Source organism: Ureibacillus sp. FSL K6-0786, from assembly GCF_037965165.1.
GTDB lineage: Bacteria > Bacillota > Bacilli > Bacillales_A > Planococcaceae > Ureibacillus > Ureibacillus thermosphaericus.
The window spans coordinates 2,043,491-2,067,814 of the sequence record NZ_CP150191.1 but is presented as its reverse complement, the minus strand read 5'-3'; the positions used below and the strand labels follow the sequence as shown (position 1 = coordinate 2,067,814).

Sequence of the window (24,324 nt, the reverse complement as noted above, 5' to 3'; positions counted from 1 at the left end):
CTAAAAAGCATGACTTCTCGGACTTATAGATATATTTTTCCTAGACAATATTTTTGCCGAAAGTTGCGAATACTTGAACCCATTTGACGAATTTCCCTGCTTAATTGACCAATTACAAACTCATAAATGTTGAATATTTTGTATCGTAAAATCTCACTCATTCCCATTTAAAAAGTAGACAACATATACTTCAGCCAATTAACAAATAAAATAAGAAGAAACTCAAATCTTATCTAGTTTTTTAATTGACTAAAATTTTTTTTATTTTCATTTAAAAAAGAATTGATACGAAAAAAATTATTATGTATAATCTAATTCATTGCTTAATACTATTTTTCCATTAAGGGGGTTATAAAGAATTGGGTAAAGCATTGATTATTGGTGCTGGCGGTGTAGCTAGTGTTGTGGTACACAAATGTGTGCAAAATTCAGACGTGTTCGAGGAAATTATGATTGCCAGTCGAACAAAGTCAAAATGTGACGCATTAAAGGAGAAACTCGACGGTGGCAAAACAATTATCCACACTGCTCAAGTAGATGCGGATAATGTTGACGAACTCGTTGAATTAATCAATGGTTTTAAACCAGATGTGGTAATTAACGTAGCATTACCATATCAAGACTTAACTATTATGGAAGCTTGTTTAGCTACAGGTGTTCACTACTTAGATACTGCTAACTACGAACCACCTGAAACAGCTAAATTTGAATATAAATGGCAATGGGCTTATAAAGAAAAATTTGAAAAAGCTGGAATCACTGCTGTATTAGGTTGTGGATTTGACCCAGGTGTAACAGGTGTTTTCACAGCTTACGCATTAAAACATCATTTTGATGAAATTCATTACATCGACATTTTAGATTGTAATGCAGGTGACCACGGCTTACCATTCGCGACTAACTTCAACCCTGAAATTAACATTCGCGAAATTACTTCTAATGGCCGCTACTGGAAAGATGGAGAATGGGTTGAAACTGAACCATTAGAATTTAAAGAAGTATATAACTTCCCTGAAGTAGGTCCAAAAGATATTTACCTTCTTTACCATGAAGAATTAGAATCTTTAGCAAAAAATGTTAAAGGCCTTAAACAAATTCGCTTCTGGATGACATTCTCAGAAAAATATTTAACGCACTTACGAGTACTTGAAAATGTTGGAATGACATCAATTGAACCGATTGAATTTGAAGGAAAAATGATTCAACCTCTTCAATTCTTAAAAGCAGTTCTACCTGATCCAGCGTCATTAGGACCTCGTACAAAAGGAAAAACAAATATCGGGTGTATTTTCCGCGGCGTAAAAGACGGCAAAGAAAAAACTTACTATTTATACAATGTATGTGACCACGAAGAATGCTATCGTGAAGTGGGAAGCCAAGCAATCTCTTATACAACTGGCGTTCCAGCGATGATTGGTGCAAGTCTTGTTATTAAAGGTCTATGGAAAAAACCTGGTGTTTGGAACGTAGAGGAATTCGATCCAGATCCATTCATGGAAGAATTAAATAAATGGGGACTTCCATGGAAAGAAAGCTTCGATCCAGAATTGCTTGAATTAGATCTAGAAAAACGTGAGGTAAAATAATGAAAGCGATTAACTGGAAAAGTGCACCATCCCCAAGTTACGTTGTAGATGAACGCTTATTAAAGCGAAATTTAGAAATTTTAGATTCTGTACAACAGCGTACTGGTTGCGATATTCTACTTGCACTAAAAGGCTTTTCCATGTTTTCAACATTCCCGTTAGTAAGTAAATATCTAAAAGGGGTAACAGCAAGTTCCCTTTTCGAAGCTCGTTTAGGATATGAGGAATTCGGAAAAGAAGTTCACGCCTATTCACCAGCCTACGCTGAACATGAAATTGATGAGTATTTAAAATATATTGACCATATTGTATTTAACTCATTTGATCAGTTAAATAAATATAAAGAAAAAATCCAAAAATTAGACAAGCACGTATCCATTGGTTTGCGAGTAAATCCTGGTTACTCTGAAGTGGAAACTGCACTTTATGATCCATGTGCAATCAATTCAAGATTAGGAATTCCATTTGACCAATTCCGTCCAGATGAATTAGATGGTGTTGAAGGAATCCACTTCCATGCAATGTGTGAACAAAATTCAGACGTGCTTGAACGTATACTTCCACACTTTGAAGAAAAGTACGGGAAATACTTACACCAGATGAAATGGGTAAACTTTGGTGGCGGACATCATATTACACGAGAAGATTATGATATCGATAAACTAGTTGATCTGATTAACTATGTAAAAGAAAAATATGATGTTCAAGTTATTCTTGAACCAGGTGAAGCGATTGCATTAAATACGGGCTACCTTGTTACAACTGTGCTTGATATCGTAAAAAATGGAATGGAAATCGCAATTCTCGATACATCGGCAACTTGTCATATGCCTGACGTATTGGAAATGCCTTACCGTCCTCAAATTATCGGTGCAAGTACACCAAACGATAAACCATACACATACCGACTTGGTGGTATGACATGTCTTGCAGGAGATGTTATTGGTGACTATTCATTCGATGAACCGCTAAAACCTGGAGACAAAATTGTATTTACTGATATGGCTCATTACACAATGGTGAAAAACCATATGTTTAACGGTGTAAACTTACCGAGCATTTGCTTATATAATGAAGAAGAAGGCATCAAAGTAATTAGACAGTTTAAGTACGAAGATTACCGTAATCGTTTATCGTAATTATTCAACACCAATTGGACTAGCCACCAATTGGTGTTTTTTTATACTGCCCTTATTTTCAGAAAACCCCTGTACCCATTAATTATGCTGTAAAAAATCGGCAACAATAAGAAAATAAAGGACAAAAACAACTCCTGAATTTTTTTAATCGTTTAATTGGAACCGGTATTAAAAAAACACAAAAATTAAAACCCTAGGATTGTGCATCGTTATTGATGCACATCAACTAGGGTTTATCGTTTACTTACCACCATTATTGTTGTATAAACAGTTTTCGGCAATTAGTCAGGCCGAAAGATTGTTTAAACTCCCTCCTTTGCAATTAGAGTGAGCGTGTTCTTTTCGACCATCCCCTTTACGAATTGTTAATTATAATTTAACACAACACTTCATTTTTGTAAATATTCTGAATAATAAAAATAAAATTAATTCTAAATACCTATTATTTTCAATTTAAAACTTTATTCTTTTATTGCAATTATCGCTGTTTTTCGTTATGATGACCTAGACGAAAGAGGTGGAAACGTGAAACCAATTCAAGACAAAAACACACAAGTTAAATACTTAAAAGAGCGTTTAGAAATCTTCCTCGAAGTATTGGAAGCAATTGATGAAGAAACTGCGGGTATCGAAGACATTGATCGCTTAATTAAAATGATTGACGATATTGAAGAAAAAATCGAGCAGTTTAAACAAAGATCTTAACAAAACTGTTTATTTCCAAATTTAACAAACAAATCCAAACAATAAACGTCCATTTCACTCGAGAATGGACGTTTTTACATGTCGAAAACCCTGCTTTTGACAGTTTCCCTTTTAAGCTTCTACTCTTTTAATAGAAATTATAAAAAGGTATAATAGACATGGACTTTAATCTTTTTTTATTAATTTTGGGGGGTAGACATTTCATGTCAGTCGCAACAACATATTTACAAACTTTGGAGAAAAGTCTTTATGACTTAATTTGTGAAACGTCCACAAATTTACCGAAAGATGTTCGCCGTGCCATTAAACGAGCAAAGGAAGCTGAAAGTGCTGGTACTCGTGCTGCAATGAGTTTAGCAACTATTACGAATAACATTGTAATGGCAGAAGATAATGTATCACCTATTTGCCAAGATACAGGACTTCCAACATTTAAAGTAAAAACTCCTATTGGTGTTAACCAATTAGAAATTAAGGAAGCAATCCGCAATGCAGTAAAAAAAGCAACTGAAGATGCGAAACTCCGTCCAAACTCTGTTGATTCATTAACTGGAAAAAATAGCGGTGACAATCTTGGTGAAGGCGTTCCTGTTATCAAGTTTGAACAATGGGAAAACGATTATATTGAAGTGAAACTAATTTTAAAAGGCGGAGGCTGTGAGAACAAAAATGCTCAATACAGCTTACCTTGCGAATTAGAAGGTCTTGGTCGCGCTGGACGTGATCTTGATGGAATTCGTAAATGTATTCTTCATGCTGTATGGAAAGCTCAAGGACAAGGTTGTTCTGCTGGTTTTATCGGAGTAGGTATCGGTGGAGACCGCTCTAGCAGCTACGATCTTGCAAAAGAACAATTATTCCGCCACTTAGAAGATACAAATCCTATTCCTGAACTTGCTAAATTAGAAGAGTACATCGTTGAAAAAGCAAATACACTTGGTGTAGGAACAATGGGCTTCGGCGGTGAAGCAACATTATTAGGTTGTAAAATTGGCGTAATGCACCGTATTCCAGCTTCTTTCTTCGTATCAATTGCTTATAACTGTTGGGCATTCCGTCGCATGGCGGTTGATATTGATGCTAACACTGGCGAAATCAAAAAATGGCACTATCAAGATGGTGAAAAAATTACATTCCGAAACGAAGAAGAAAAAGCTGAAACAAAATCTGAAAGCCGCGTAGTTGAATTAAAAGCACCAATCACTGAAGAGCAAATTCGTGAACTAAAAGTGGGTGACGTTGTAAAAATTAGCGGTCGCATGTACACAGGTCGCGATGCAATTCACCACCACTTAATGACACACGATGCACCAGTAGATTTAAATGGTCAAATTATTTACCACTGCGGTCCTGTTATGGCAAAAGACGAAAATGGAAATTGGACTGTAAAAGCGGCTGGTCCTACAACTTCCATCCGTGAGGAACCTTATCAAGGCGATATCATGAAAAAATTCGGAATCCGCGCAGTAATTGGAAAAGGCGGTATGGGTGCAAAAACATTAAAAGCATTACAAGAACACGGTGGCGTGTACTTAAATGCAATTGGTGGTGCAGCACAATACTATGCTGACTGCATTAAGAGCGTAGACGGTGTGGACTTTCTTGAATTCGGTATTCCTGAAGCAATGTGGCACTTAACAGTTGAAGACTTCACTGCAGTTGTTACAATGGACTCTCACGGAAACTCTTTACACGCAGATATCGAAAAATCTTCATTAGAAAAATTAGCTCAATTCGCAGAAAGAGTATTCTAATTAAATCAGAATGATATAGGTTTTGCTGTTCAAAAAATCAGATGAACATTTGATTTTTTGAGCAGCTTTTTTATGAACTTTTTGCAACTATTATAAAAACACATAAAAATGGGCATTCACTTGTGATGAATGCCCATTTTCCTTTGGCGAATTGGAGTATTATTTAATGGTTAAACCAAAGATGTCTTTTCTGAAGTGTCATTATAAATTTCTGTATCTAGTTCTTTTGTGATACGGCTTGATACAATACCGGACACCATAGAACCACTTACATTCAGCGCAGTACGTCCCATATCAATCAACGGTTCTACTGAAATCAAAATACCCGCAAGCGCTAACGGCAAATCCATAGCAGATAATACAATGATTGCTGCAAATGTTGCACCACCGCCAACACCGGCTACACCAAATGAACTGATCGCAACGATTAAAATAAGCATTGCAATAAACCCTGGTGTAAACGGATCAATTCCAACAGTCGGCGCAATCATAACAGCCAACATTGCCGGATATACACCAGCACAACCATTTTGACCAATGGATAAGCCAAAAGAACCTGCAAAGTTGGCAATTCCTTCTGGAACGCCTAAACGTTTTGTTTGCGTTTGAAGATTTAACGGTAATGTAGCTGCACTTGAACGTGATGAAAATGCAAATAATAAAGTTTCAGCAACTTTTTTCACGTATAATACTGGATTTAAACCTGTCAACGAAACAATTATTAAATGTACAATAAACATTGCAATCAACGCTGCATAAGAAGCAATGACAAATTTGCCTAAATCGGCAATTGCACCGAAGTTGCTTGTAGCAACCGTACGTGCCATAATCGCCAATACCCCATATGGCGTTAATTGCAGAACGATGCGTACAACGCCCATTACGAGACCATAAATGGCATCGACGCCTTTTTTCACTGTGTTTGCTGTTTCCTCATCTTTTCGTTGAAGTTGTAAATAAGCAAATCCTAATAAGGCTGCAAAAATTACAACCGCAATCGTTGAAGTGGAACGGGCACCTGTCATATCAAGGAATGGATTGGCAGGGAACATTTCCAAAATATGCTCTGGCAATGTTTTTACATTTTCAGCTTTTTGCACAATTTCCTCTCCACGTGCAACTTCAGATTCCCCTTGCATGATTTGTGAAGCATCCAAATCAAAAATGGCTGTTGATAAAATACCTAAGGATGCAGCAATGGCAGTTGTACCAATTAGCACAGCCAAAATGATGCTTGCAATTTTCCCTAAATTTTTTCCTATTGTCACTTTCGTAAATGCCGCCAAAATTGAAATAAATACTAAGGGCATTGCAACCATTTGCAATAATTTTACATAACCATTTCCGATGATATTAAACCATGGCATCGTTTTCGTTATCGTTTCTGAACCAAATCCATAAATCCATTGCAGAACAGCTCCAAATACTACCCCAATAGCTAACGCTATAAACACTCTGTTTGAAAATTTTACATTTTTTTTCTTTAAAAAATATAGAAAGACCAACAAGCCTATTAAAATAGCAATATTTACTATGATTCCCATCACTTAACCTCCTTTTATATGAACAAACTTTATAATACATCTTTATTCCGATAAGTCAAGTAAGATTAATATAATTTAAATTTTCTATAATTTTTAGTGTTTAATTGTTTACAAAAGAACTGTTTTAGATTAGAATAATTTTTAAATAAAACTTATTTCAAATAATTGATATTGATTATCAATCACTATAAAAATAGAGGTTTGAAACTGAAATTCATTATCACAAGGAGGATTTTATGGATAACAGTAATCGAGAAAGTTTCTCAATAATTGAGAATATAAAACAACATCAGGAACTAATCGCAGCTATTATAAGCGGAGTCATTATATTAATGGCGTGGAAATTAGAAAAAGAAGGCTTATCAACAGCTTCGGTATTTTCATATATAATCGCTTTTATTATTGGTGGTTATGCGAAAGCAAAGGAAGGAATCCTTGACACTATAGAAAATAGAACATTAAATGTGGAGTTATTGATGATTTTGGCAGCCATCGGTTCAATGATAATCGGCTACTGGACAGAGGGTGCCATACTGATCTTCATTTTTGCCTTAAGCGGCGCCCTTGAAACTTATGCAATGAATCGTAGTCATCGTGAAATCTCATCCTTAATGAATTTGCAACCAGAAGAAGCATGGCTCGTACGAGGAAATTTTGAGCCGATGAAAGTACCCGTTTCTTCTTTAAAAGTAGGCGACCATCTGTTAATTAAACCGGGAGAAAGAATTCCTGCAGATGGTGAAATCATAAAAGGCTCTTCATCTGTTGATGAATCAGCCATAACAGGTGAATCTATTCCCGTTTCCAAAAATGTAGGTGATGAAGTTTTCGCAGGTACCATCAATTTAAATGGCACCATTACAATTAACATGACAAAACCAAATTCTGAAACGCTTTTCCAAAAAATTATTACGCTCGTGCAATCAGCTCAAAGTGAAAAATCCCCTTCCCAACTATTTATAGAAAGATTTGAAAATCTCTATGTAAAGTGTGTTTTAATTGCCGTTTTAATTATGATGGTTCTTCCTCACTACCTATTTGGTTGGGACTGGAATACAACTTTCTATAGAGCAATTGTGTTGCTAGTTGTCGCTTCACCTTGTGCCCTTGTTGCATCCATTATGCCCGCTACACTCGCAGCAATCTCAAATGGTGCACGACACGGCATTTTACTAAAAGGTGGCGTCCATTTAGAAAATTTGAGCGTCATTAAATTACTTGCAGTTGATAAGACTGGAACACTAACGGAAGGAAAGCCGTCAGTAACCGATGTGATTGTCCGAGAAGATTTGGATACTAATGAAACGCTTCAAATTATTGCATCTATTGAAGCTCAATCCAATCACCCTCTTGCTCAATCCATTGTTCAGTATGCGAAAGAACAACAAGTGGAAATTATCTCCGGCATTGATATTGCTGATGTTCCTGGATTTGGGTTAAAAGGGGATATTCGCGGTCAATCTTACACGATTGGTAAGGGAGATTTTGTAGGAAGCAATGAAGCAAAGACATTTGCGAATGGTGTTGCAGCTCAACTGGCAGAAGAGGGAAAAACCGTTGTCTTTATGAAAGATGAGCAAGGTATTGCCGCATTGATTGCTTTAAAAGACATAATTCGTGATGAAGCGAAAGAAGCTGTTCAAACATTGAAAGAACTTGGAATCAATATTACCATGATTACAGGAGATAATGAAAAAACAGCCAAAACGATTGCGAAAGAAGCAGGGGTAACGGAATATATTGCTGAATGTTCTCCAGTTACAAAAACAGAATTTATTAATAAAGCTTTAAAACAACATCAATACGTTGGAATGGTAGGCGATGGTATCAATGATGCACCTGCCCTTGCAAAATCAACTGTAGGAATTGCTATGGGCGGAGGTACTGATGTAGCATTGGAAACGGCAGACGTCGTATTAATGAAAAACGATTTATCGAAAATTGCCTACGCAATTAAACTAGGAAGAAAAATGCAAAAAATTGTGAAACAAAATGTTATTTTTTCAACAGCAGTCATTGCTTTACTCATCATTTCTAATTTTCTTCAAATCGTCGATCTCCCACTTGGGGTAGTTGGGCACGAAGGTAGCACTATTTTAGTGATATTAAATGGATTAAGAATGCTTAAAACACAATCATAGAATATAATTATTGTAGTTGATGCATTGGTTTATATGTAAACAGAAAAGCGGATTTAGCTGTTTTAATAGCTAAATCCGCTTTTCTGTTTAATTGTATGAAGTACAAAATTGCTATGAGTGGAGTGTCTGCTTTGGGAAATTTTTTAATTAGGAGATGTTGCCTTTTCTTATTTTCGCAAAATGTCTTTTATGCATTGCTGCATTTAATATTCCACCGAATATTAAAATCATTCCCGTAAAATACAACCAAAGCATAAAAATAATGACACTGGCAATACTTCCATAAGTAAAAGTAAAATTACCAAAATGATTCACATAAAAAGAAAACCCGTAAATTAACACTACCCATGAAATAGTTGAAAATACTGTTCCAGGTAATACAGTCACAATATGAACTCGTGATTCTGTATAAGGTATAACCCAGTACAATAAAAGTAACACAATAAAAATGAGTAGTGGTGGTAAAATCCATTGTACATAATTCCAAAAGTCAACAAATGATGTCTCGACTCCTAAAAAATCGAATAGCAAGTATACATATCGTTGACCAAAAATCGGCACTATTAAAGCAAGCAGCAATATTAAAATTAATAATACTGTAAAGACTAATGACCAAGCTCGGTTTATAATTCCCATCTTTGGCTCTGTTTCATAAGCTTCATTTAACGTTTTAATTATCGCATTCATTCCTCTTGAAGCAGACCACAATGTACCTAATATCCCGATTGATAAAACACCGCCCCCATTATACGTTGTCAATACTTCTACAATCGTTCCTTGGGTCAACATGAAAACTTCAGCTGGTACAATGGTTTGAATAAAACGAAAAACATGTTCTTGATTAATATCCAAAAAAGGTAATGTGGAAACTACGACTAATAACAACGGGAAAAATGATAGTAAGAAGAAGTAAGCTAGTTGCGCCCCCATTCCGGAAATGTCCACTTTCTTCATTCTGATAATGATTTCCTGGACAAATCCTTTAAAAGTCGTAATATCAATTTTTGATTCATCTGGATTAAAAATTGATTGAAACATTAAAACCCATTTTGTTTGCGAAACTTTTGAATCATTCAAGCGCTAGCTCACTTCCCTTCATCCCACATCACATTATTTTTCTTCTTTCGATGAAAAAGCTGCTTTTGTATCTTCGACAATCGCTTGAACGGTACTTGGAATTTCTTTCATTTCATCGATTTTTTCCATAATAAAATTTACATTTTCCGTCGTATCTTCATATAATTTTTGCATTTTTTCTATCTTTTCATAAACGAGTTGTTGGAATTCATCACGATTTTTAGCATAGTAAATAACAGAATCCTTTATATTTTTCATTGTTTCAACGGTATGTTCTCTTGTTTTACGATCAAACATGCTCACTGCGGCACCTACTATTGCACCAATCACAACACCTTTGCATAATTTGCTTTGGCTCATTACCTTCTCCTCCTGTCGATTCATGTAAAGTTTTACTAATAATATTCTATAAGAACTTTTAATCTTTTAAAAGTAAGGGCGAATACATGGATACAACTTGACAACAATAATATGAAATGAAATGATGATACAAAGCTTAATTGAAAGGTGGCTAAAAAGAGATGAATTTATCAACGCCTTCCAAAGATAATGTGGCGTATATTGTAGAAAAAATTAAAGAAAAATTGAAAATGGTCAATTCGAGCGCATTGCGTTCAGAAGATTTTACAGAAGCTAATTACGAAGATTTGTATGACTTATACGAAATGGTCATGAAGCGTGATTCCTTTAGCCCTAGCGAAATAGAGGCAATCGTCTCTGAATTAGGTTCGCTTCGAAAATAAACCATTTTCATTTTATTAACTACCGCATACTTTTTCCTATTTAATTAATCATTATTCAAATATCTTGTAAAAGCATTCATTATGTTCTTTTAAAGTAAATCATACACTTTAAATAAAACGATTTAAAAAGGAGCGTTCCACTATGAAACGCTCCTTTACATCATATTGTTTTAATTCGTTTCTGAAGTTGTAGTTTCATCTTTTTTCACGAGTTGTTGAATTAACACTTCAACCCGACGATTTTTCGCTCTACCTTCTGCTGTTTCGTTCGTTGCAATTGGATTGTATTCTCCATACCCTTTTGCACTGAAATATTTAGGATCTAAATTCGGATTTGAATCGATAATTAATTTTAAGAAATTCACTGCCCGCATCACAGATAATTCCCAATTTGATCGAAATTCCGGAGTATTTTGAGGCACATTATCCGTATGTCCAGTAATAACAATATAACGTGGTGGGTCAAATTCTAAAATAGCCGATAACTCCTGGGCAATTGGGATGTTTTCAGGTTTTATATCTGCTTTCCCTGAATCGAATAAAATACTATCACGAATTGTAAGCAGCAATCCCTCATCTGTCATTTTTGCTGAAAATGTATCTTCCAATTCATTGACAGCGATAAAATTTTCAATTTCACTTTGAATTTGTTTAAGTTGAGCTTGGTCTCTTAAATAAGCTTTTTGCTCTACTGTCATTCCATCCGTTCTAGCCGTTGGATTATCAATGACTGAGGTATTTTCCATAAACCCAACGCCGCCATTAAAAATTTCATTGAACACTTGCGACATTTTTTGGAACTTTACTTGGTCAATACTACTGGAAGCAAATAATACAATGAATAACGCTAATAGCAACGTCATTAAGTCCGAATACGGTAAAAGCCATGATTCATTGATTTCTGTTTCTTTTCCACGCTTTTTAGTTCTCTTTGCCAAGACCGCCAGCCCCGCTTTCGTAGAATAGTTTACGCTCTTCATTTGTCAAATACGAAGCTAATTTCTGTTCAATAATACGCGGAGCCTCACCTTCTAATACAGATAAAACACCTTCAATCATTAATCGTTTTTGTCTAGCCTCAAAAGCGGATTTACGTCTTAATTTATTAGCAAATGGATGCCATAATACATAACCAGTGAAAATCCCCAATAATGTTGCAACGAAAGCCGAAGAAACTGCATAACCTAATTTATCGATATTTTCCATATCTCCTAAAGCGGCAATTAGACCGACAACCGCCCCAAGTACTCCGAGTGTTGGAGCATATGTACCTGCTTGCGAAAAAATTTGGGCACCACTTTCATGGCGCTCTACCATCGCTTCAACTTCTTCATTTAATACATCCCGTATGTAATCTGCACTTTGACCATCGATTGCAAGAATTAAACCATTTCGTAAAAATGGATCTTTAATTTCTTGGGCTTCACTTTCCAATGCAAGGAGACCTTCACGGCGAGCTAGGTCTGCCCACTTTGAAAACATTTGAATGATTTCTACATCGCTTACTGTTTTTTGTTCAGTAAAAATTACTTTTAATAATTTAGGGATTCTTTTTAGTTCTTTTCCTGGGAATCCAATCACAACAGATGATATTGTACCAACGATAATGATTAAAAATGCCGCCGGGTTGATTAAAATACTCAAGGACGCCCCTTTTACTACCATCCCGACAAATACCGCAATAATGCCAAGAAAAATACCTATAACTGTAGCTAAATCCATAACTGTACCTCCAAATCTTCCACTACTTTATATTTCGACATTTTCCAATATTTTTTTAAGTATCTTTTTACTAGATAACTATAATAATGAGTAATTTTTATAGAAAATAAATGGTTCATATAATAATTTTCTATTTTCATTCAAATATTATTTTTTATAATTAATAAATATTTATGTAAGGAAATAAAAAATGATACTTTCACATCAAATTTTGCATACTTCCCATTATTGTCTGTCACAATTTCTACAAAAATAGCAAAATTGCGTAACGTTCCTTGGAATTACTAATCCTATTTTTCTCCTAAAACCTTTATAATTGTCGTATAGTTATAGTATAATTAATTTAAATCATTATTGTTTTTTAGAAAGGAGTCTAGCAATGGGCTTATTTTTAGCAACTGTAACTGGATATATTGGCATTCTTTTAGTTGCAGTTATGATGTTCATTCACTATTTACGTAAAGGTTTAGATTCCACTTCTTCAGTAAAAGTTGACGCAAAACCATCTGAAAAATTTTAATGCCATAGCACTTGAATGAAAAATCGACAAAACAGGTTAAGCTGTATTTGTCGATTTTTTTTATCACTTTTTGCTATATTTATTCATATTCAATTCATTCATTTGTATCAACCTATTTCTTATTGCTATAATCGTCCTTAACATCAGAAAGGGGATTAATAAATGGCATCATTAAATGAGATTTTGCGTTTTAACAAAGAATTCGTTGAAAAAAAGCAATATGAACCATATAAAACATCAAAATTTCCAGATAAAAAAATTGTTATATTAACGTGTATGGATACACGTTTAATCGAATTATTACCAAAGGCGATGAATTTGCGAAATGGCGATGCAAAAATAATTAAAAGTGCCGGTGCAATGGTAGCCCATCCCTTTGGGGGAATTATGAGAAGCATTTTAGTGGCTGTTTATGAACTACAAGCAGATGAAGTGTATGTAATCGGTCATTATGATTGTGGCATGAGCACTGTTGATCCTTATTTGATGGTTGATCATATGATTGAAAAAGGGATAAGTAAGGAGATAATCAAATCTATTAAGTATTCAGGAATCGATTTGATTGAATGGTTACGTGGATTCGGAGATGTTGAAAAAAACGTATTGAATAGTGTTGATATCATTCGCAACCATCCACTGTTTCCAAAAAATACGCCAGTGCACGGCTTAGTTATGAATCCTGAAACAGGCAAACTTGATTTATTAACAAATGGACATGAATATTTAGGTAACAAATGATACAACGATTGAACATTGAGTCCATCTGCATAGGTCAGGAATTAAACTGGCTAGCGGGTGGTTTTTTTGCAAGTTTATCTTTTTTAACATTAAGAGAGGTCTGCACAAGTTGAAGGATTGCCCGCACATGCTAGAATATTTCCCACACCAGCATCGTTTCATCCGCTCAAGTTAAACCATTTCCCGCACATGTTCTAGCATTTCCCGCTCGAGCTTGACTTCCCTCACACAAGACACACGATTTCCCACACATGCAATATAAAAAAATTCGCTCCTAACTAAAATCGCTAATTTTAGGATTTTAGTTAAGAAGCGAACGGTTAACGTTGATTACGAAAATAATCGCTTTGTAAAAGGGCATACATATAATGATCTTCCCAAGATCCGTTAATATACAATAATTCCCTTAATAGACCTTCTCGTTTAAAATTTGCCTTTTCTAAAACCTTCACAGAAGCTATATTTTTGGGTGATACATATGCTTCGATTCTATGTAAATTCACTACATTAAAAGCAAATTGCACAACTTCATTCACTGCTTCTGTTGCAATACCTTGTCCCGTAAATCGTTCGTCGATGGAGTAACCGATAAATGCACTGCTATATGGCAACCTTTTAATCGCATATAGGGAAATATGGCCAATTAATTGTTCCTCATCTTTTGTAAATATCCCAAAGGAATATTCGCGATTTGTACGCTGAAGATGCAATCCTTCTAAAATTTTTCGAAACTGTGCCTCTTCTGTATAATATTCCGCATCATGTAATGGCTCATAAGTTGCCCAAAAATATTTATTTCGCTGTAACAATTCCGCTAATTTTTTTGCATCTGTTTCTACAAAGGTACGTAAATGCAACCTGTCGCTTTCGATTCGAATCACATGATCACCCTTCTTTTTAAATATTTGTAATAGCTTCTTCACCATTGTACTTACCTAATGCCTTTCTTCCATATTTTATAATTCTACTAGCATTTAGTTAGTAGGTTATAAACATGCTAAAGAAACCCAAACTTTACTAGATTGTTTTTGTTCTTGCAGAAACGTAAACTCCATTATTTACCTACTCGATTGTACAGTATTATATGCACGTTGAAAGCTGTGCTTGTTTAGTTTTCATTCCACATTTCGTTCTCTCTATCCATTTAATCTATTGTTTTCAAAAGTACTATTCGAATATTTTCCTCTTGCTATATTTGTCATATATAAAAGTGAAAAATTTAATTCCTCACTTTAAGTTGTTGAAATAAACGTTTATAATTTTATGGAAAGGAGTGCGAAACATGGGTCGAATGATCGTCATTTTTTGTAGCCTTATAGCAGCGACCATCTATACCTTATATTCTTTTTGGCTACCAATCGAAGGAAAATCCACTATAGCAATTATCAATCGCCTACCACTTCTAATATCGCCTTCTACCTATGTATATATATTTTGGTTCTTTCTTTTTATTCTTTTATTTATTTGGGCAATTAATTATTCAAAGGAGCGTAACTCTGAAACCTTTATTTCGCCTATTCAGACAATTTTCTTTTTGCTCGTGATGATCTTCCAAATACTTTCGATATACTTATGGAATAAGGAAGCATTATTCTACTCCTTTATATGCGTTGGAATCCAACTACTGTCCTTATTCGCACTATATCTTACATATCCGATGCAAGGAGAACATTTGAAAAAAAGAATTCCTATTGCTATTTATTTCGGCTGGATTACTTTTATTTTTATTCTCAATACCTGTTATTTACTATTGTATAAAGAATGGCACGGGTTCGGCTTGAGTAATGCTTTATGGGTGGTAATTATATTAACATTTGCCACATTAGTTGCATTGCATTTACGTTATCATCATTATGACACCGCATATCCACTTGTGTTTGTTTGGTCTTTTATAGGAATTGCAATTTCAAACGGATTTGATGAACTATTAGTTACAACTTCATCCCTATTTTTAAGTGGTGTATTAATTGTTGGAGTATTATTTATGAAAAAAAATCCTGTACGTCATTAAACGTTCAGGATTTTTTTATGAAATAAAAGCGAATGATTATTCATTAATTTGTGTGATAATTATTGGCTTATCTTTTGTCACAACAATTGTATGTTCAACTTGTGCAACGAGTGATTTGTCAGGTGTAATAAATGTCCATCCATCCCCAGCTTCAATTATATGATCTGCCTTTTCAGAAATGAATGGCTCAACCGCAAGAACCATCCCTTCTTTCAAAATAGTTCCATCCCATGCATCATAGTAATTTAATATGTGTTGTGGGTCTTCATGCAAAGAACGCCCTACTCCATGCCCCGTTAAATTCATAATGACTTTTAATCCATGATCTTTTGCTTCTCGTTCAACGGCTTTCCCAATTTGATTTAATTTAGAGCCTGCTTTCACTTTTGTCATTGCTCGTTCGAAGGCAGATTTAGCAACACGGCAAAGTTTTTCTTTGTCTTCATACCCTTCGCCTACAACAAAAGATATGCCTGTATCGGCAAAATAACCATTTAGTGAGCCTGAAACATCAATGTTGACTAAGTCACCTTCTCGAATGACTTTATTGCCTGGAATACCGTGTGCAACTTCGTGATTGACGCTAATACATGTATATCCTGGGAAATCATATTCACCTTTTGGACCAGAAAGTGCTCCTGCTTCAGCAAACATGCGGCCGGCAATCTCATCCAACTCTTTCGTTGTGATGCCTGGTTTAGTTGCCGCTTTCATCGCTTCTCGAATTTCTGCACAAATGCGCCCAATTTTTTTTAACGCTTCTAATTCTTCTTGTGTTTTTACAATCATGTAAAATTTCCTTTCTTCTATACAATTTCTTTTTATAATATAACATACTCTATAAAATTTTTCGGAAATCCAAGTTTATATTTAGGAATGTACTACACAATATGATATATGATTTTATTCTAGAAATGATAGAATATACAATGAAAATTTATTTAGACCTTGGTATTTTAATCATGTTATAATCAAACATTATAAAAAATAAATATAAAAACAATAGGAGTTTTATCATTGCGAATTAAAGAGTGGGATTTATTAAGAGTTATTGCATGTTTATCAATTTTACTATTACATTCAACTACTTTTTATAACCTAGAATCAGGTCTTTCTGAAAATTCAGTAATGGTTCATTATATCCGAATACTTCTATGTTATGCTACACCGACATTTATTTTACTTTCCATCATCATACTTGCAGCAAAATATAAAGATGGAATCCCACAATCGTTTTGGTCAAAACGGCTTCAATTCATTTTACTTCCATATATATTTTGGGCTTTTATTGATGCCCTTGTCATTGAATATAACTACCAAAATGGTCTAATTTGGCAAACCTTTTATAACAATATCGTTCTAGGTGAATTTGTAGGTTGGTTTGTTTTAGTTATTCTTCAATTGTATCTATTGTTTTGGCTAATGATTAAATTTCAATGGCCATCTTTTGTCGTGTTACCTTTATGTGTATTGTTGTATTTTCTGCAGCATCGAATTTTTGATTTACCATATCCATTCTTTCAAGAAAATATGAAGTATGAAAAATTGTATGGAACAGCTTGGTTCGTTTATTTTGTAATCGCATTCATAATCGGTGCAAATTATGAAAAAATTCAGCCACTATTGAAAAAATATCGCATTTTCACTGTAATTTTCACGGCACTATCAGCTCTTTATATTTGGTATGGCTATAAATTCGGAATGGTTGAAATACATTCTAGAAGGATGGATTTGATTCCTTTTGTCGTTGGAATAACAAGCATGATCTTAGCCTATGGACAACTGATTCCATCTTTTAAAATTATTCGAATCATTAGCAAATATGCATTTATGATTTATTTAATTCATTGGAACATATTATCATTAACCGCAAAGTACTTTGTATCATTTTTCAACAATGGTTATCTAGCAATTTTAGCAATGATGATATCAACGCTAATCGTTGCCATTACCATTTCAAAATGCATTTCGTATTTACCTTTTGGGAAATGGATTGTAGGTAAAATTAGATAAACGTATAAAAATTTATCCATAAAAAAGCGAATTAGGAAAACAATATTGTCTCCCAATTCGCTTTTTATTTTAATTCACAATTGTAATCAATTTTCTTTTTTTATCAATCTTGGGCTTGCAGTAAAGATGAGCACCGCTGCAACTGCAGTTAAAATAATAGCCGGAACCATATATGAACCATTATACCCGATAGAATAAATCCAGGCATTTTGATCGCCTGCATATTCTTTGAAGAAAATAGCTCCTGCAAGTGTATGACAAATAAAGCGCAACAAACCGCCAATAATTGTTCCGATGATAACAAATAATGCAATTTTATTTTTACGATTTCCTGATACTCCATCTAACACTTGTTTACGAACAATTGCCGCAAATCCTACGAAAGTAAATGCAAAAACATAATCAAGCAATGCTTGAGCCCAATGGACAATATAAGGATTAATTGTCATGTTCAATAATCCTACAATCAATCCAGTCATAAGTCCTGCAGATAGTCCCCAACGAATAGCGATTAAAATAATAGGCAGCATAACTAAACTAACGGATCCACCCTGCGCCCAAATAGAAAATTTCAATTGGTCTAACACATAACCAATTGCAGCAAAAATCGCAATTTCAACCATCCATAATAATTTTTGGTTTCTCATTCAATTATCTCCTTTCTCTTCGTTTATAGAACTTGAGAGAAGGATAGAAAACTACAAAATAAAAAAACGTCCGGACAGAGCCGAGACGTCTTTGTTTCGGTTTCTATCCACATCCCTACGCAAGTACTAACTTACAGGTTCTAAGGGTTAGTGCATCCGGCACACTCTCAGCTGACTTCATCAGCACCCCTTGTGGTACAAATCTTATATTCTATTGGGAACAATGTCATTTTATCAAATTATATGAAGATTGCAACCTCATTATTTACTTTAATATAATGGATGTTTTACTATAGCCCTCTTTTAATTTTTCTACTTGTAATATAGCAGGCATTGCCGATTTTAATTCCTCCACATGAGAAATAACCCCTATCATTCGGCCGGATTTTTGTAGTTCAATGAGCGTATCAATTGCTTTCATCAACGATTCTTCATCAAGGGAGCCAAAACCTTCATCAATAAACATTGTTTCGATTTGAACATTTCCTTGGAAGCTTTGAATCACATCCGCCATTCCTAGTGCTAAACTTAACGAAGCATTAAATTTCTCTCCGCCAGATAAAGTTTTTACATCTCTTGCTTGTCCAGTGTATGCATCATATACATCTAATCCTAATCCACTTTGCCTACCGTAGGACTCCAATCGGTCAGAAACTTGCAAATAATATTGACCGTTCGATAAATTTTTCAAACGAAGATTGCTTGCTTCTGTAATGAGCTCTAAATACCCCATTTGTACATAGCGTTCAAAGGAAATTTTTTTGCTGTTGTGTCCACGAAGTAAATTATATAATTCTATGATTTGATTCGATTTTTCTTCCATTTGAAATATATTATTGGCAAGTCTTTCAAGCTTCTCTGCAAAGTCGATGCAATGTTTTTCACAAGCTTTCGAATAGTTTAATTCATCTAATGCTTTTTCATAATTAAACTGCAACGCTTCCAATTCTTTTTCAGCTTCTGTTAAATCGACCTTTTCTTTATCTTTTAATTTTTCTGCTTCCTCTTTCACTTGCACTTGTAAAAAATGAAGCTCCTTTGAATAATTATCATATTGCATTTGTAAAGCTTCAATTTCCTGTTCTGGACGTCTAGCAAGTAGAAAATCTTCCGTCGATGTAAACCTTGCTAGTAGAAGAGCTGAATGGAAATTTTCCTTTGATTGTTGACATTTTACTTGAATATGTTTCACTTGTTCAGTTATTTGTTTAAATGCCTCTTCATTCATTACAACTTGTTTGTTAGCTTCCTGATACTGCTTTTGGGCTGTTTCCCAAGATTGTTTTAATTGTTGCTTATTGCTGATTGCTTGTTGAAGTGCAACTTGTAATTGGGAAAGGTCTTTAATCTCTTCTGGTATTAATTTTTTTTGTTGCTCTAAAATCGTACTATTCTGCGTGTATTGTTCATGTTTTTCATGATACTGACGTTCGATTTCCTTACGAAAATGAACTAATTGTGCATTTTCATCTTGCAGAATTTTTATTTGTTTTTTATTTAATGTAAGTACTTCTTTTTGACGTTCTTTTTCTTTTATAGCAATATTTATATCTTGTAATTGATGAACATATTTTTGATATTCTTTTAATGGCGCATGATATTGCATTAATTTTTGTTCTATTTCTTGTAATTGATGTCGTTTCGATTCTAATTTCCCTTGAACAGCAAATTTCTTTTGCTGAGCTTCATCTAATGTTGCTTTCAGTTTTTTCAATTCCGTTTGATTAACGGTTTCTGTTGATGCTGTATGTTCGATTCGGTGTACCGTACTACCGCAAACAGGGCAAGGCATTCCAGGCAGGAGACTCTTCGCAAGAATGGCCGCTTGATTATTCAACCATTTTTCCTCTTCCTGAGCATATATATTTTGAACTTCTTCATAGGTAGATGTCGCTTTAAGCCATTCGTTTTCTAGTTTATGGACTTCAGCGTTTACCTCAAAGTATTTTGTGTAGGTATCTACAATTTCTCTTAATAGTCGTTGCTGTTCTAATAGTTCATTCAATGATTCTGTGTCTTCTTCCAGCTTTTCAATCATCTCGCTCAACTGTTGAATAGCCCATTCCTTTTCTTCGATCTGTTTTACTATGTTTTGTAGGCGAGTTTGCAATTGATTTTTTTCATTCAACAGTTTGTCCACGAGCTTTATTTGTTCGTTCATTTGCTCATAAATAGGGACAAGTTTTTCTAATTCATTTACTCGTTCATTCGCTTGTTCCCGTTCTTCCTCTTTCATTGCTTCCATCTTGAACATTTCTTCTGCTTTAGCAAATGTCCATTTTGCTGCTTCTAACTGTTTTGTAACGAGTTCCATTCTCTTTTCGATGGATTGTTTTTCCTTATCCAGTTCCATCAGATAAGAATAGAGTGGGAAAATTCGGCTTGCACGATTTGCTGCATCGATTGTTTGTTTTATTTGTTCATAATGGTCTTTTTGAGATTGTAAAAAGGATAGCTTTTCTTTTTTCCTTTCATATTCATCAATTTGATCATTTAACTTTTTATTCGCAACATAAACTTCATATGCCTCTTGATGTTTTTTGAAAGCTTCTCGATACATTCGTTCATCATCTTTAATTTTTTTCTGATAATATTGCTGTTCTTCTGCCAATCCTTCTAGAATCTGATAAATATTGGAATGTTGACTAAGCATTGTAAACAACAATGATTCTCGTTTTGGTAATGTTCCTTCAATTTGATTAATATAGCTATTTTTTAATGCCTTTGCTTCATTTAGTTGTTGATCCGCTAATCGTTTCTTTTCTTCCAGTTTATCAGCCATTTTTACAAAGCGATCTGTCTTAAAGATTTTTCTTAATATCTCTTCTTTCTCGTCCGATTTAGAAGTTAATAATTTACGAAACTCTCCTTGTGGCAGCATCACGATTTGGCTAAATTGTTCGTAAGTTAATCCAATCAATTCTTCAAGCTTTTCATTAATATCCGTCACTCGTTGCCGTTCCACCGCTGGAATTTCTTCGTTATTTGGCAGTATTTCAAACAACTCATATTTTTCACCAGTTGGTGTTTTTCTTCCTTTTTTCACATGGGACAACCTGCGCAAAACACGATATTTTTTGCCACGTATTTCAAAAACAAATTCAACAGAAGTATGCACATCATCTTCTGCAAAATCACTGCGCAGCATTTTTGTATCTTTCCTGTCTTGACCGCTACCAAAACCATACAACGCAAAACAGATGGCATCAAATATCGTCGTTTTTCCGGCGCCAGTTTGTCCGGAAATCACGAAAAGCTTTCTTTCCTGAAGTTTTGTAAAATCGATCACTTCTTCATTTTTGTATGGTCCAAAGGCGGTCATTTTTAATAAAATTGGCTTCATTTCGTCACCGCCTCCTCTTTCATTTCTCTTTCATCACGCAACATTTCATTCAATACTTCTTCAAATAATTGAAGAGCTTCTTCTGTCGGCTCAAAGCCTAAAATTTCTTTATGGAAAGCTTTAAATAACGTCATATCATCCAATTGTTCTCGCTGAATTTTAATATTCTCTTCAGCACTTTCAATTCTTTGAATCGTTTTTCGTTCCACATGCATGGCATTCGGGTAAACAGTGCGAATTTGTTCCATCGCTCCTACAACTGGTGTTAAATCAGTCAATCGTACGAATACATAATCTTCACAGTAATCATGTTTTAAAATTTCTTGAATGGTGCCTTCAATGATGCGCAAATCTCGTCTCGGTGTGAAATTTCGTTTTTCAATAGAAACTTGTCCATTTTCATCTAAATTGACTATTAAAAATCCTTTTTGATGATTCGCTTCAGATGCCGAATATTTTAATGGAGATCCCGGATATCGTATCGTTTCATTTAATACGTAATGAGCTTTGTGTAAATGCCCAAGGGCTGTGTAATGAAATGCCTGGAAATAATGAGCATTGACACATTCAGATCCTCCAATTGAGAGCGGACGTTCAGAATCGCTTGTATTTTCTCCCTTTTCTCCAGAATGCGTTACAAAGGCATGTCCAACGAACACATGACGCTTCGTTCTATCCATATTTTCTTCTATTTTTTCAATGATAGTTTTCATGGCATCATCGTATGTGTGAATTGATTCGCATTGAAATACATTTTTCACAGTGGAAGGTTCTGCAAATGGTACAAGATGAAAATGCACTTCTCCAAATTCATCCTGTAAAATAATCGGTTTTAATTGGTGATCGAGTTCGCCGACAATGTACAATCCGCTCTCTTTCATCAATTTGCTCCCAAATTCAAGACGTGTAGGGCTATCATGATTTCCTGCTATGCTAAGTACAGGCACGTTTCGTTTCAGCACGATTTCGGCAAAAATTTCATCAAGTAAATCTACCGCTTCCACCGGGGGAAGAGCTCGATCATATAAGTCTCCAGCAATGATAACAACGTCCGGTTTTTCTTCATCAATTGCTGTTATAAATTGATTGAGTACATAACGCTGGTCTTCTGTCATGTACACCCCTTGCACAAGCTTTCCTAAATGCCAATCTGCCGTATGGAAAATTTTCAAATTCAATCGACCTCCGCTTTTTGCTATGCATCTATTTTAACACGAGTTCAATTGAGTGACTACCAAATTTACGAATATATGTTCTTATCGATTTTGGAAAATTCTTCATCAACTTAAAATTTTCGTATTAATACTTGCAACTTCGTTAAACAAAAATTTTCATCCTCAACCTGAAAAACTTTATTCCAAATAAAAAAACCACATCTCTCATAGAGAAAAGATGTGGTCAAACCGAAATTAAAACGCCCAATTCCCTTTTCTAAATATCGGTTCTCTAGTTCCATCTGACAAAATGCCATCAATATCCATCTCAGCACTGCCAATCATGAAATCCTCATGGGTAACTGAAACATTAATTCCGAGCGATTCTAATTGCCCTTCTTCTAATTCCCGTCCACCTTCGTAACAAGTTGGATAGGCTTCCCCAATCGCTAAATGATTGGAGGCATTTTCATCAAAAAGCGTATTGTAATATAAAATGCCTGACTTTGAAATTGGAGATTCATGTGGGACTAATGCCACTTCCCCTAAATATGCAGCACCTTCATCTGTTTGAATTAACTCCTGCAACAATTCATTGCCATGCTTAGCGTCTGCCTTTACAATTTTTCCGTTTTCGAATGTGAGTGTAAATTTATCGATAATATTTCCTTGATAAACGAGAGGCTTCGTATTGCTTACATAACCGTTAACCCCGAATTTTGATGGGAGAGTATACACTTCTTCAGTCGGCATATTCGCAATAAATGTAACTCCTTCTGGCGTTTTGCTTGAACCAGTGCACCATACATGCTTTTCAGGAAGTTCAATTGTTAAATCCGTACCAGGTGCTTTATAGTGTAACTTCGCATATTTTTTACTGTTTAATTGTTTTGCTCGATGTTCCAACTCGGCAAGATGTTTGCGCCAATTTTCAACTGCATCTCCTTCACCGATGCGAACGGTTTTAAAAATTGCTTCCCAAAGCGCCTTCATTTGTTCGTCTTCCGGTAAGTCTGGAAATACTTTTGCAGCCCATTTTTTTGAAGGCACAGCTATAATTGACCAAGCAATATCATCGTTCATAATTGCTTTTCGATAATTCACGAGCGCCTCTCCACTAGCTTTTTGCTGAGCAGTAATGCGACGCGCTGGAATCCCGCTTAACAAATCAGGATCTTCTGCGTCAATCCAAAGAATAGCCCCTTTCCGTTCAATACATTCATCCCGCTGTGCAACAATCCATTTTGGAAACTTGCTAAATTCATCTTCCGCTCCATATTCATAAAAAGCACGGGTAATTTCTTGGTCAGACAAATTGACATGTACTCTTCCTGCTCCCGCTTCGTACGCTTTTTTCACAACGATTTTAGTAAAATCTAATGTATCTGTCGTTGTATTAATTAATAAATATTGCCCTTTTTGAATGTTTACACCGACTTTGACAGCCAATTCCGCATATTGTTCTAATTTTTCTTCAAATGTCATAA

21 protein-coding genes and 1 riboswitch are annotated in these 24,324 nt (G+C 34.9%); of the genes, 10 read left to right on the top strand and 11 right to left on the bottom strand.

What is annotated here, in order from left to right; all coding sequences use genetic code 11:
- The first annotated feature begins 359 nt into the window (after positions 1-359).
- From NSQ18_RS10115 to NSQ18_RS10100, 4 genes are all read left to right on the top strand, one after another.
- Positions 360-1,586: a saccharopine dehydrogenase family protein gene (locus tag NSQ18_RS10115; RefSeq protein ID WP_016837887.1), complete on the top strand. Its 1,227-nt coding sequence runs from the start codon at positions 360-362 to the stop codon at positions 1,584-1,586.
- On the top strand, positions 1,586-2,725 hold the full coding sequence (gene nspC, locus NSQ18_RS10110) for a carboxynorspermidine decarboxylase (RefSeq protein ID WP_339287939.1): 1,140 nt from the start codon (positions 1,586-1,588) through the stop codon (positions 2,723-2,725). The genes NSQ18_RS10115 and nspC overlap by 1 nt, the downstream gene beginning before the upstream one ends.
- Positions 2,726-3,250: 525 nt before the next feature.
- Positions 3,251-3,430 carry an SE1561 family protein gene (locus NSQ18_RS10105; protein ID WP_016837889.1) on the top strand — a complete coding sequence of 60 codons (180 nt, stop codon included), beginning with the start codon at positions 3,251-3,253 and terminating at the stop codon, positions 3,428-3,430.
- Between the two features lie 203 nt (positions 3,431-3,633).
- Positions 3,634-5,184 carry a fumarate hydratase gene (locus tag NSQ18_RS10100; RefSeq protein WP_016837890.1) on the top strand — a complete coding sequence of 517 codons (1,551 nt, stop codon included), beginning with the start codon at positions 3,634-3,636 and terminating at the stop codon, positions 5,182-5,184.
- A 170-nt stretch (positions 5,185-5,354) separates the two neighbouring features.
- On the opposite strand, the gene NSQ18_RS10095 is transcribed toward NSQ18_RS10100, so the two are convergent.
- On the bottom strand, positions 5,355-6,728 hold the full coding sequence (locus NSQ18_RS10095) for an L-cystine transporter (protein ID WP_168412219.1): 1,374 nt from the start codon (positions 6,726-6,728) through the stop codon (positions 5,355-5,357).
- Between the two features lie 236 nt (positions 6,729-6,964).
- On the opposite strand from NSQ18_RS10095, the gene NSQ18_RS10090 reads away from it, so the two are divergent.
- On the top strand, positions 6,965-8,869 hold the full coding sequence (locus NSQ18_RS10090) for a heavy metal translocating P-type ATPase (RefSeq protein WP_016837892.1): 1,905 nt from the start codon (positions 6,965-6,967) through the stop codon (positions 8,867-8,869).
- 147 nt (positions 8,870-9,016) lie between these two features.
- Here NSQ18_RS10090 and NSQ18_RS10085 read toward each other — a convergent pair whose 3' ends face one another.
- Together NSQ18_RS10085 and NSQ18_RS10080 are read right to left on the bottom strand one after the other, a co-directional pair.
- Positions 9,017-9,907 (bottom strand): YihY/virulence factor BrkB family protein, encoded by an 891-nt coding sequence (locus NSQ18_RS10085; RefSeq protein ID WP_168412227.1) that lies wholly within the window; start codon positions 9,905-9,907, stop codon positions 9,017-9,019.
- A 72-nt stretch (positions 9,908-9,979) separates the two neighbouring features.
- Positions 9,980-10,306 (bottom strand): YtxH domain-containing protein, encoded by a 327-nt coding sequence (locus NSQ18_RS10080; RefSeq protein WP_016837896.1) that lies wholly within the window; start codon positions 10,304-10,306, stop codon positions 9,980-9,982.
- Between the two features lie 161 nt (positions 10,307-10,467).
- On the opposite strand from NSQ18_RS10080, the gene NSQ18_RS10075 reads away from it, so the two are divergent.
- The gene (locus NSQ18_RS10075; protein WP_016837897.1) at positions 10,468-10,689 is read left to right on the top strand and encodes a DUF1128 domain-containing protein; all 222 of its coding nucleotides are present in this window, start codon (positions 10,468-10,470) and stop codon (positions 10,687-10,689) included.
- A 170-nt stretch (positions 10,690-10,859) separates the two neighbouring features.
- On the opposite strand, the gene motB is transcribed toward NSQ18_RS10075, so the two are convergent.
- Positions 10,860-11,627 carry a flagellar motor protein MotB gene (motB, locus tag NSQ18_RS10070; RefSeq protein WP_016837898.1) on the bottom strand — a complete coding sequence of 256 codons (768 nt, stop codon included), beginning with the start codon at positions 11,625-11,627 and terminating at the stop codon, positions 10,860-10,862.
- Complete coding sequence (gene motA / locus NSQ18_RS10065) at positions 11,611-12,411, bottom strand: flagellar motor stator protein MotA (protein WP_016837899.1); 801 nt, start codon at positions 12,409-12,411, stop codon at positions 11,611-11,613. Before motA ends, motB begins: the two co-directional genes overlap by 17 nt.
- A gap of 379 nt (positions 12,412-12,790) precedes the next feature.
- Here motA and NSQ18_RS10060 point away from each other — a divergent pair, with 379 nt between their 5' ends.
- Positions 12,791-12,931, top strand: coding sequence for a hypothetical protein (locus NSQ18_RS10060; RefSeq protein WP_172597895.1), 141 nt, complete (start codon positions 12,791-12,793; stop codon positions 12,929-12,931).
- A gap of 162 nt (positions 12,932-13,093) precedes the next feature.
- Positions 13,094-13,669 carry a carbonic anhydrase gene (locus NSQ18_RS10055; protein ID WP_016837901.1) on the top strand — a complete coding sequence of 192 codons (576 nt, stop codon included), beginning with the start codon at positions 13,094-13,096 and terminating at the stop codon, positions 13,667-13,669.
- Between the two features lie 320 nt (positions 13,670-13,989).
- Here the strand turns inward: NSQ18_RS10055 and NSQ18_RS10050 are convergent, their stop codons facing one another.
- A complete protein-coding gene (locus tag NSQ18_RS10050) occupies positions 13,990-14,595 on the bottom strand; it encodes a GNAT family protein (RefSeq protein ID WP_172597896.1) in 606 nt (201 codons plus the stop codon).
- Positions 14,596-15,341: 746 nt separating this feature from the next.
- On the opposite strand from NSQ18_RS10050, the gene NSQ18_RS10045 reads away from it, so the two are divergent.
- Complete coding sequence (locus NSQ18_RS10045; protein WP_339287929.1) at positions 15,342-15,680, top strand: hypothetical protein; 339 nt, start codon at positions 15,342-15,344, stop codon at positions 15,678-15,680.
- A gap of 36 nt (positions 15,681-15,716) precedes the next feature.
- Here NSQ18_RS10045 and map read toward each other — a convergent pair whose 3' ends face one another.
- On the bottom strand, positions 15,717-16,469 hold the full coding sequence (map, locus tag NSQ18_RS10040) for a type I methionyl aminopeptidase (protein ID WP_016837904.1): 753 nt from the start codon (positions 16,467-16,469) through the stop codon (positions 15,717-15,719).
- Between the two features lie 228 nt (positions 16,470-16,697).
- Here map and NSQ18_RS10035 point away from each other — a divergent pair, with 228 nt between their 5' ends.
- Positions 16,698-17,693 (top strand): acyltransferase family protein, encoded by a 996-nt coding sequence (locus NSQ18_RS10035; protein ID WP_016837905.1) that lies wholly within the window; start codon positions 16,698-16,700, stop codon positions 17,691-17,693.
- 86 nt (positions 17,694-17,779) lie between these two features.
- On the opposite strand, the gene thiT is transcribed toward NSQ18_RS10035, so the two are convergent.
- From thiT to NSQ18_RS10015, 4 genes are all read right to left on the bottom strand, one after another.
- Complete coding sequence (gene thiT, locus NSQ18_RS10030; RefSeq protein ID WP_016837906.1) at positions 17,780-18,340, bottom strand: energy-coupled thiamine transporter ThiT; 561 nt, start codon at positions 18,338-18,340, stop codon at positions 17,780-17,782.
- A 95-nt stretch (positions 18,341-18,435) separates the two neighbouring features.
- Positions 18,436-18,541, bottom strand: a riboswitch (TPP riboswitch).
- 64 nt (positions 18,542-18,605) lie between these two features.
- A complete protein-coding gene (locus NSQ18_RS10025) occupies positions 18,606-21,683 on the bottom strand; it encodes an SMC family ATPase (RefSeq protein ID WP_016837907.1) in 3,078 nt (1,025 codons plus the stop codon).
- On the bottom strand, positions 21,680-22,855 hold the full coding sequence (locus tag NSQ18_RS10020) for an exonuclease SbcCD subunit D (protein WP_168412226.1): 1,176 nt from the start codon (positions 22,853-22,855) through the stop codon (positions 21,680-21,682). The genes NSQ18_RS10025 and NSQ18_RS10020 overlap by 4 nt, the downstream gene beginning before the upstream one ends.
- A gap of 237 nt (positions 22,856-23,092) precedes the next feature.
- Entirely contained in the window at positions 23,093-24,322 is a 1,230-nt protein-coding gene (locus NSQ18_RS10015) for an aminopeptidase (RefSeq protein WP_168412217.1), read from the bottom strand.
- Between the last annotated feature and the right edge of the window lie 2 nt (positions 24,323-24,324).